At 51.1% G+C, this 7,204-nt stretch carries 7 protein-coding genes and 1 pseudogene; 4 read left to right on the top strand and 4 right to left on the bottom strand.

Annotated elements, in window-relative coordinates:
• On the bottom strand, positions 1–866 hold an 866-nt coding region (locus K5905_RS23035; protein WP_297588247.1), incomplete at its 3' end, for a DUF4158 domain-containing protein.
• A 150-nt stretch (positions 867–1,016) separates the two neighbouring features.
• Between K5905_RS23035 and K5905_RS23030 the strand changes: the two genes are divergently transcribed.
• The 3 genes from K5905_RS23030 (at position 1,017) to K5905_RS23020 (ending at position 2,842) form a co-directional block, all read left to right on the top strand.
• Positions 1,017–1,577 (top strand): recombinase family protein, encoded by a 561-nt coding sequence (locus K5905_RS23030; protein ID WP_297588249.1) that lies wholly within the window; start codon positions 1,017–1,019, stop codon positions 1,575–1,577.
• 286 nt (positions 1,578–1,863) lie between these two features.
• On the top strand, positions 1,864–2,505 hold the full coding sequence (locus K5905_RS23025; protein WP_297588244.1) for a LysE family transporter: 642 nt from the start codon (positions 1,864–1,866) through the stop codon (positions 2,503–2,505).
• A 4-nt stretch (positions 2,506–2,509) separates the two neighbouring features.
• Entirely contained in the window at positions 2,510–2,842 is a 333-nt protein-coding gene (locus K5905_RS23020; RefSeq protein ID WP_297588242.1) for a putative quinol monooxygenase, read from the top strand.
• Between the two features lie 420 nt (positions 2,843–3,262).
• On the opposite strand, the gene K5905_RS23015 is transcribed toward K5905_RS23020, so the two are convergent.
• The 3 genes from K5905_RS23015 to K5905_RS23005 form a co-directional block, all read right to left on the bottom strand.
• Positions 3,263–3,475 carry a hypothetical protein gene (locus K5905_RS23015; protein WP_297588240.1) on the bottom strand — a complete coding sequence of 71 codons (213 nt, stop codon included), beginning with the start codon at positions 3,473–3,475 and terminating at the stop codon, positions 3,263–3,265.
• A 318-nt stretch (positions 3,476–3,793) separates the two neighbouring features.
• On the bottom strand, positions 3,794–5,017 hold the full coding sequence (locus K5905_RS23010) for a response regulator (protein WP_297588238.1): 1,224 nt from the start codon (positions 5,015–5,017) through the stop codon (positions 3,794–3,796).
• A complete protein-coding gene (locus tag K5905_RS23005; RefSeq protein ID WP_297588236.1) occupies positions 5,010–6,749 on the bottom strand; it encodes an ATP-binding protein in 1,740 nt (579 codons plus the stop codon). The genes K5905_RS23010 and K5905_RS23005 overlap by 8 nt, the downstream gene beginning before the upstream one ends.
• Before the next feature lie 206 nt (positions 6,750–6,955).
• On the opposite strand from K5905_RS23005, the pseudogene K5905_RS23000 reads away from it, so the two are divergent.
• Positions 6,956–7,204: pseudogene (locus K5905_RS23000) on the top strand (C4-dicarboxylate ABC transporter); the annotation flags it as partial.

Raw genomic sequence — 7,204 nt, 5'->3', positions numbered from 1 at the left:
AAATTAATCTGTAGGTCCATAAGCTGGGCGGCAACGGTCGCAATGCGGCGGCGTTCTCCAAAATCATTCAGCAAGCTAAGAGGGGCCACAGCACCTTCCTTTGCGAACTTGACCAACCTTGCGGGATGGATGTCGTGGCCCAAATCATTCGGAAGATCCAACTCCCGGAGATAGCGTATGCGTGCAAGCAAAGCATGCATGCTGGCTGGACTGGTGGAGTGCGGGTAGCCGCGTAGCCAGGTCAAACGTGACTGGCCAAGCCCCGGATCATTGATCAACAATTCCTGCAATGTTGCCCGTTGATCCACACTCAGCGCGTCAACAATACTGGTTGCGGCGTGCCGCCGGGCCGCAGCGCGGCCTTTCAAGGCCAGACGCTCCAACGTATCCGTACTCGGTAAGACCAGTTGCTGTTCACGCAATCCCGCGCATAGAGCGTGCAGTATATCCAACCCGTGGTCCGTTGCAAAAGCCGCCTCGTGTGCCAATGATGAGGCCGCATCCATATTGCCAGCCTGAAACGGGCGAAGTCCGAGATGGTTCATTGCAGTCAGGTGATGAACTGATCTGGTTTTGCGGTGGTGGACATACGCCGTCAGATCGGTGCCCGACACAGCCAGTTGCTCCGCCAGCCACGCTATGAATGGTCTGGGAAGAACAGTTCCATACATCCATCCTTGACCAGGATGTCTGAGCAGCGCGACATGTACTGCGAGGCCAAGACGGTTTTCATCCCGGCGTCGCGTGCGGATCAGGTCATGATCTTCCCGGGTCAGGGTGTATAAGCGGGTCAGCTGCTCAGGATCTTCGGGGATACCAAACAGCTGGTGGCGGGTCTTCGCGGTCAGCAGGGAGCGTCTTGCCATGTATGTGTCCTCATAATGGTGTTGATCATTTTGAGACATCGCATAATATAAAGACGAATAATGAGACAGTTTTCGTGGTCAGAATTTCGATTATCCGGTGGCTCACGACCCTGCCTCTAAAACGGTCGTTTTGGAGACACCATGCCGCGCATTGGCGACATCCTCGGATACGCAAGGGTCTCGACCTCCGATCAAGATCTGTCCGGCCAGAAAGATCGGCTGCTGAAGCACGGTGCCATTCGCGTGTTCGAAGACGTGATCTCCGGCAAAACGTTCAAGCGGCCTGGGCTAGCAGCCCTACTAGATCAGGCTCGCCCCAACGACACCCTCGCCGTGATCCGCCTTGATCGATTGGGACGCTCGCTCAAGGAGCTTCTGGAAACCGTCGACGACCTCAAGGCCAGGGAGATCAACCTGATCAGCCTCGAGGAGCGGATCGACACGACATCTGCCGCAGGAGAACTGGTGTTCCATGTCTTCGGAGCCATCGCTCATTTCGAGCGACGCCTGATCTCTGAGCGCACAAAAGACGGCATTGAGGTCGCCAGAGCGCGGGGCCGAAAACCAGGACGCCCGCCTCTTGAAGCAGAAACCGTCTTGGCGTTGCAAGACCTCGTCCAAGCCGGAATGACCGCCGGGCATGCCGCCAAACAGCTCGGTATCGCGAGATCAACGGCTTACCGGTTGGTCAAGGAAACAGGCCAGCCATAGCCGTTCCTCCTGTGGAACCTCGCGAACCTATGACTCGATACTATCGACTTTCTGGATCTTATCAGTGCACCTCGTCATTCAGTACTGACCCAAACGTCATGCATTTCTGATCCAGATCAAGAAGCCGCCGTTCGTTCAGGGCGCGGCGAATTCAACAAATGAGCCCGAACTACTTTATGCTGCGACATGGATGAATGGCTTCTATCCGGTTAGAAAACAACCCCTTGCAAAATATCGCATCAAGAACATAATGCGAACATTCCTGTTCCAAAGTGAGGCTGCATTCATGGAAAACATTTCACCTTACCTAGCCGGAGTTCTGCTGTCCTACTGTGCATTTTTGATGGCTATCGCAAGTCCCGGTCCGAACGTCCTCGCCGTGATCGGAACTTCTATGGCCGTAAGTCGTCGCTCCGGCATGGCACTTGCAATGGGCGTGGCGACAGGCACTCTCACGTGGGCAATGCTGACCGCTATTGGTCTTTCTGCCCTGCTTGCAACCTACGCTTCTGCCATTCTCATAATCAAAGTGTTTGGCGGTCTCTACCTATTGTGGCTCGCCTACAAATCGTTTCGTTCTGCGGCATCATCCCACGATATCGACGCAAATGAATTGGCTGGTGGTCGTCGAACCTCTTGGGGCTATGCCAGGCGCGGGTACATTATCCAAATGACCAACCCGAAAGCGGCCCTGGCATGGATCGCAATTATCTCGCTTGGTCTTGCACCGGGTGCGCCACTCTGGATTGCTGGAGCGATTGTGGGTGGCACGTTCATCCTGTCCGTGGCAATCCACCTCCTATATGCTTTGGCTTTCTCAACCCCCACAATGGTTCGCATCTACGGGCGAGCGCGCCGTGTCATTCAAGGTGCACTTGGCACGTTTTTGGGCCTTGCTGGCCTTCGGCTTCTGACAGATCGGGGGTGAGCGCATGGGAACTTACGATGACAATTCGGCAGCACAAAACCTTAATACTGGTTTTGTGGTTATGGTCAGGATCACGGCAAAAGACGGAGAGGTCGACGCTATAGCCGAAATCCTTCAGAGCTTGGTTGGTCCGTCAATGGCGGAACCGGGAATGAAGTTCTTCATGCCTTACAGATCCCTCGAGGATCCGGCGCAGTTCTTTGTCTATGAAATATACGAAGACGCTTCAGGATGGGATGCCCACAACGCTTCGCCTCATTTTCGTGCCGCCGTGGATGAACTTGTGGCTAAGGCTGCACATCGAGAACGCATCCCATTTGCTCCCTTTGTGACATAAGCAAGTTAGCTCCTGAAACTGACAGCAGACCTTCGCGCGAAAGCTGCGAAGGTCTGTTTTGTCCGCGATCTGTGAATTCAATCTCTAAAATCGAATGACCGCAATGGTGGCGGGCAGCAGTAACAGGCGGCTTCGCCGTCTGACCTGCAAATCAGCCCTGATCTTCCCAAGGGGAAGTCAGATCAACGCTACGGGCCAAACGGGGATTAGGTTAGTTTATGACGTTTGGGTGAAATTCATCCGGCGTTCAGAAGTTCCCATATTGTTCCGCCTTAGCGGGATCCTACGAACAAACCTTCCGATGCGGCCAACTGCGAGATCGTCGGTCGTGTTCGCTTCAGGTAGAACTTTTTGATAGTCGTGCCAACGATCTCCTCCCGCTTTTCGTCCAGCGTACGATGACCCTCCGGCCGTCCACGCTTACGATCGACCAGAGACAGAACGGTCCCGCCGGCGCGGAACAGCTTTACCGGCCGTCGCCTGGCTGACATCCATCTCGACAGCGAGCCGGGAAACGTCTGCGGCGGTCGCACCGTCAGGGTTGCGCTTCAGGAAGCTGCGGATCGCATCTGCCCGTCGGCAGGCTTCATCCCAAAGCGCTTCGTCAATCTCGTCAGGGAACCGATCGTTCATGGCAGGCTTGCGAGGAAAACATCGCGACCGTCATTCTCACATTAAGTGACAAAAGCCAAGCCGGATTATCAAATTAACTGCCCATTCTCAAATTACCTGCTCGCTCAAGTGACTGAAATCGTTGGTGCTCGATTCTTAGAATTAAATGGAAAGCCACATTACGCGCGAGCTTCGTAACGCATCTGAGCACCATCTGCTAGGCTTTCACAATGCAAGTCAGCGGCGCATGCCTATGCCGTAGCGTTCGTTCCTACACCATTCATCGAACGTGAGGTGGCTATACTTCAATCGGCATGCCGCCATGTCAGACAAAAACCTTTAATCTCGAAATCGACTGCTTTTTAAGCCATGTCGGCTAAGTCGATCGTATAGTGTTTTGAGTGGGATCGCCAATTCTGAGGCCACCGCAGCAGTCTTACCCTTATGACGCCTAAGCGTGTCAATGAGTATCGTCTTCTCGTAGGCGTTTAATCGATCACTTAAGCCGACAGGATCGTTGGCGGCATCGTCATTGTCCAAGTCAAGAAGAACCCTTTGTGCATATTGACGCAACTCCGCCAAGTTCCCGTTCCACATGCGTTCTGTAATCGCGGCGATTTTTTCGCTCGACAATTCGGGAACGGGTTGCTGCATGGCTTCTGCCTGCTGCTGCAACATACTTTGAAACACAGGCAGAACATCTTCAGGTCGCTTGCGGAGAGCCGGAACTTCGAGTTGTGCGACACTCATGTGGAAAAACAGGGATCTGCAAAGCTGCTCATCCGGGATGTCTTCAATCGAGCTTGAGGAAGTCGTAACAACACGGAAGTTCGGTTTCTTGTCTATGAGAGCAGCTAGAAGTTCCTGCTGGTTCGGGCTCGCAGTTTCAATATTCTTGAATATGGCGCAATGCGGCGTATCCAGGTTGGATAGGCTATCAAAGAGGGATGCATCGCAGTCCCTCAGGTTGCAGTCGGTGACCTTGTTTGATTGACTGCTCAATTCGCATAAACACTTCGCTGCAAGGAACCTTCCAGCCCCCGCTTCACCCCAGAGGTGAATGTTGACCGGCAGTTTTGAAAGTTTGCGCAGTTCATCCCTGAAGAGACGAATTACCAGTGATTTCCCAGGGAACTTGATAGCAGCAGCGTCGCGTCGCGTTAGCTTTTCCTGCAGTTCCCGATTTTGCAGGACCAATTCTCTGTGCTTTAGAGCCTGCCGCAATACCCGCAAAAGTTTGTCTGGGTGGCACGGCTTTTCGAGAAATTCAAATGCTCCGTTGCGGATCGCGTGGATCGCCATTGGAACATCACCTTCACCTGTCAACATTATGACGGGCAATTCCGGGTCAACTTCCTGGGCAAATTTCAACAACTCAAACCCGTCTTTTCCCTCCATTCGTATGTCGGTCAGAATGACACCATCAAGATCTTTTGAGACATGGTCTTTTGCAACGACATAGGCGCCGGCCTCGATCACTTCGATTCTTTCAAAGAATAGTGATTGAGCAATCGAGCGGCGCAAGACCGGATCATCTTCTACTAAAAGTACCGTGTTATTCATTTTTCGATTTTTGTTTCTCGAATTTCGGTAATGAGAGCGTAAACAACGCGCCTCCCGTGGCTAAATTGCTTGCTCTCAAGGTGCCGCCAAAACTTTCAACGAAGCCGTAGGAAATAGAGAGGCCCAAACCCAAGCCGTCGTCGGTGGGACCTGACTTGGTAGTATAAAATGGCTCAAATACGCGATCAGGATCCAACAGGCCTGGCCCGTTGTCGCTTATCTGAAGGGTGACATCACGATTCGATTCGTCGAGCTCGATGTCTATGTGTTTTTCGTTTTGGTGGGCGAGCGCATCAATGGCATTGGATATCAGATTGATGAGAACCTGCTGCAGCCGTACCTCACCGCCTATTACGAAGATATCTTTTGCAATATTCGGAAGAGACAATACAACAGCTTCTTGTTGCAACCGATGATCGGACATTTGTGCGGCAGATTCGATTACTTTGGAAATTGAGACGACCGTAGTCGGACGACTGTCGCTGCGTGCAAAGTTCCTTAGATTTTTGATTATTCGGGACATACGGACAGTTTGTTCTTCGATGTCTACCAAATTCTCTAGCGTCTGGTTCACTTTGCCTACGTTCAAGAACCGTGTTGCGTTCACCGCAAAGTTCTGAATTGACGAGATTGGTTGGTTCAGCTCGTGGCTAATCCCGGCAGACATCTTTCCAAGCGCCGACAATTTCGCCGCCTGGATCAGTTGGCTTTGAGCCTGCTCCAGTTCCTTGTTCTTTAAGGTTACACGGCGATCCAACTCGTCATTTAGCTTCTGGTTCGCCTTCAGACGTTCAACAAGATGTTTGCGCCTTTGGTAGATCGCCAGTGTCAGCGTGATCATCAAGGCTATGATTACCAGATAGAGCCAAACGATTTTGTTTGCAGTTTTGGAAGCAGTCTGACTGTCGACTAAGAGTATCGCTTCCAGCGCCAGCGACAGTATTTGTTGCTTGTTGACGATCAGTGGGGCCGGTGAAGGAGCTTCCGGTAAATTGCGCCAAAGGTCTATCGGGCCGAATCTGTCTTCGTCCACTACCAGATCTGCAAGCATTCCGATTGGGAATGAGGCTGACCGAGAAATCTCGTCAGGATTGCTGCTTCGAGCTACAAGCCTGCGAAACAGCAGTTCATTTCGGTTGCTGAAGATGACCGTCTCATTTTTGTCCAGCAGCAGAAATACATCGGAGCGTGCACGGAACTCTGTCTCCAAGCGTTCCAGGTTGACGTCAACAACTACTGCTCCGATCTGTTGATCTTTACTGTTGATAATCGATCGAGCATAAGTCAGAGTCCGCGTTTCGCCATGGTCATCATAACTAATCGCGACCCCGAGCGCTCCACTCATAGCTGTTTGGAAATAATTTTTATCGCTTCTACGTACTAAAGTGTCGTCACGTGCAGTAGAAAGCAGTTCAATGCCGCTTTTGTTTAATATTCTCACTTCAAAAGCGTTCCCCAGCTCGTGAGCGAGCGTTAAGTATTCAAGAAGTTCCTCATCGAATTCGCCGCGTTGGACGCTATCAATGACGGTTGAATTTCGTGCAATTAGGGTTGGGAGTACGCGCGCCGTGGAGATGTAAGCGCGAAACTGGTCAACTGCTTGCGAAAGGTTTTCTTGTCCGCTTCTATCTAATTCTCCAAGTGCGGATTTATATGCAGACGCCCAAACCCCCACACCGACACTCGCCACCAAAATCAACAGATTCAACGTGAAAAAAATCTTGCTTAACATCTGTAGAAAAATTCTGAATTATCGGAAAAAAGTCAATATATAATTCTGAAAACCCAGAAAAAGTTGTCCAATGCATTCAAAGATGCCTCGTAAGTAATTGAAAAATAATGAAACAATTTAAAGCTGCAAGATTTGTTTGACCGATCCTAAGGCGAACCTCTTTCTTTCCAAATCGTCACCTTGACGAAAATTTTTGGGAGGAAAATATGAAGAACACAATTCGTGCTCTGGCTTGTCTCGTTTCGTTTACTGCAATGACCACTGTGTCAGCAGCTGAGTGTGATCCAGGCGAAATAGTCATCAAATTCAGTCATGTCACAAATGCGAACAAGCATCCTAAAGGTATTGCTGCATCACTGCTTTCTGATCGCGTCAATGAGGAAATGAACGGGACTGCCTGTATGGAGGTTTTCCCAAATTCGACCCTTCTGACAGACGAAAAAGCATTGGAAGCA

The organism is Roseibium sp. (assembly GCF_025698965.1).
Lineage (GTDB): Bacteria > Pseudomonadota > Alphaproteobacteria > Rhizobiales > Stappiaceae > Roseibium.
Note: the sequence above shows the minus strand (reverse complement) of the source record. Positions and strands in the feature narration are given on the sequence as shown.

Coding starts and splice junctions, on each gene's coding strand:
- K5905_RS23020 (WP_297588242.1), top strand. CDS start 2,510: ATGGGAACTTACGATGACAATTCGGCAGCACAAAACCTTAATACTGGT.
- K5905_RS23005 (WP_297588236.1), bottom strand. CDS start 6,749: ATGTTAAGCAAGATTTTTTTCACGTTGAATCTGTTGATTTTGGTGGCG.
- K5905_RS23025 (WP_297588244.1), top strand. CDS start 1,864: ATGGAAAACATTTCACCTTACCTAGCCGGAGTTCTGCTGTCCTACTGT.
- K5905_RS23010 (WP_297588238.1), bottom strand. CDS start 5,017: ATGAATAACACGGTACTTTTAGTAGAAGATGATCCGGTCTTGCGCCGC.
- K5905_RS23015 (WP_297588240.1), bottom strand. CDS start 3,475: ATGAACGATCGGTTCCCTGACGAGATTGACGAAGCGCTTTGGGATGAA.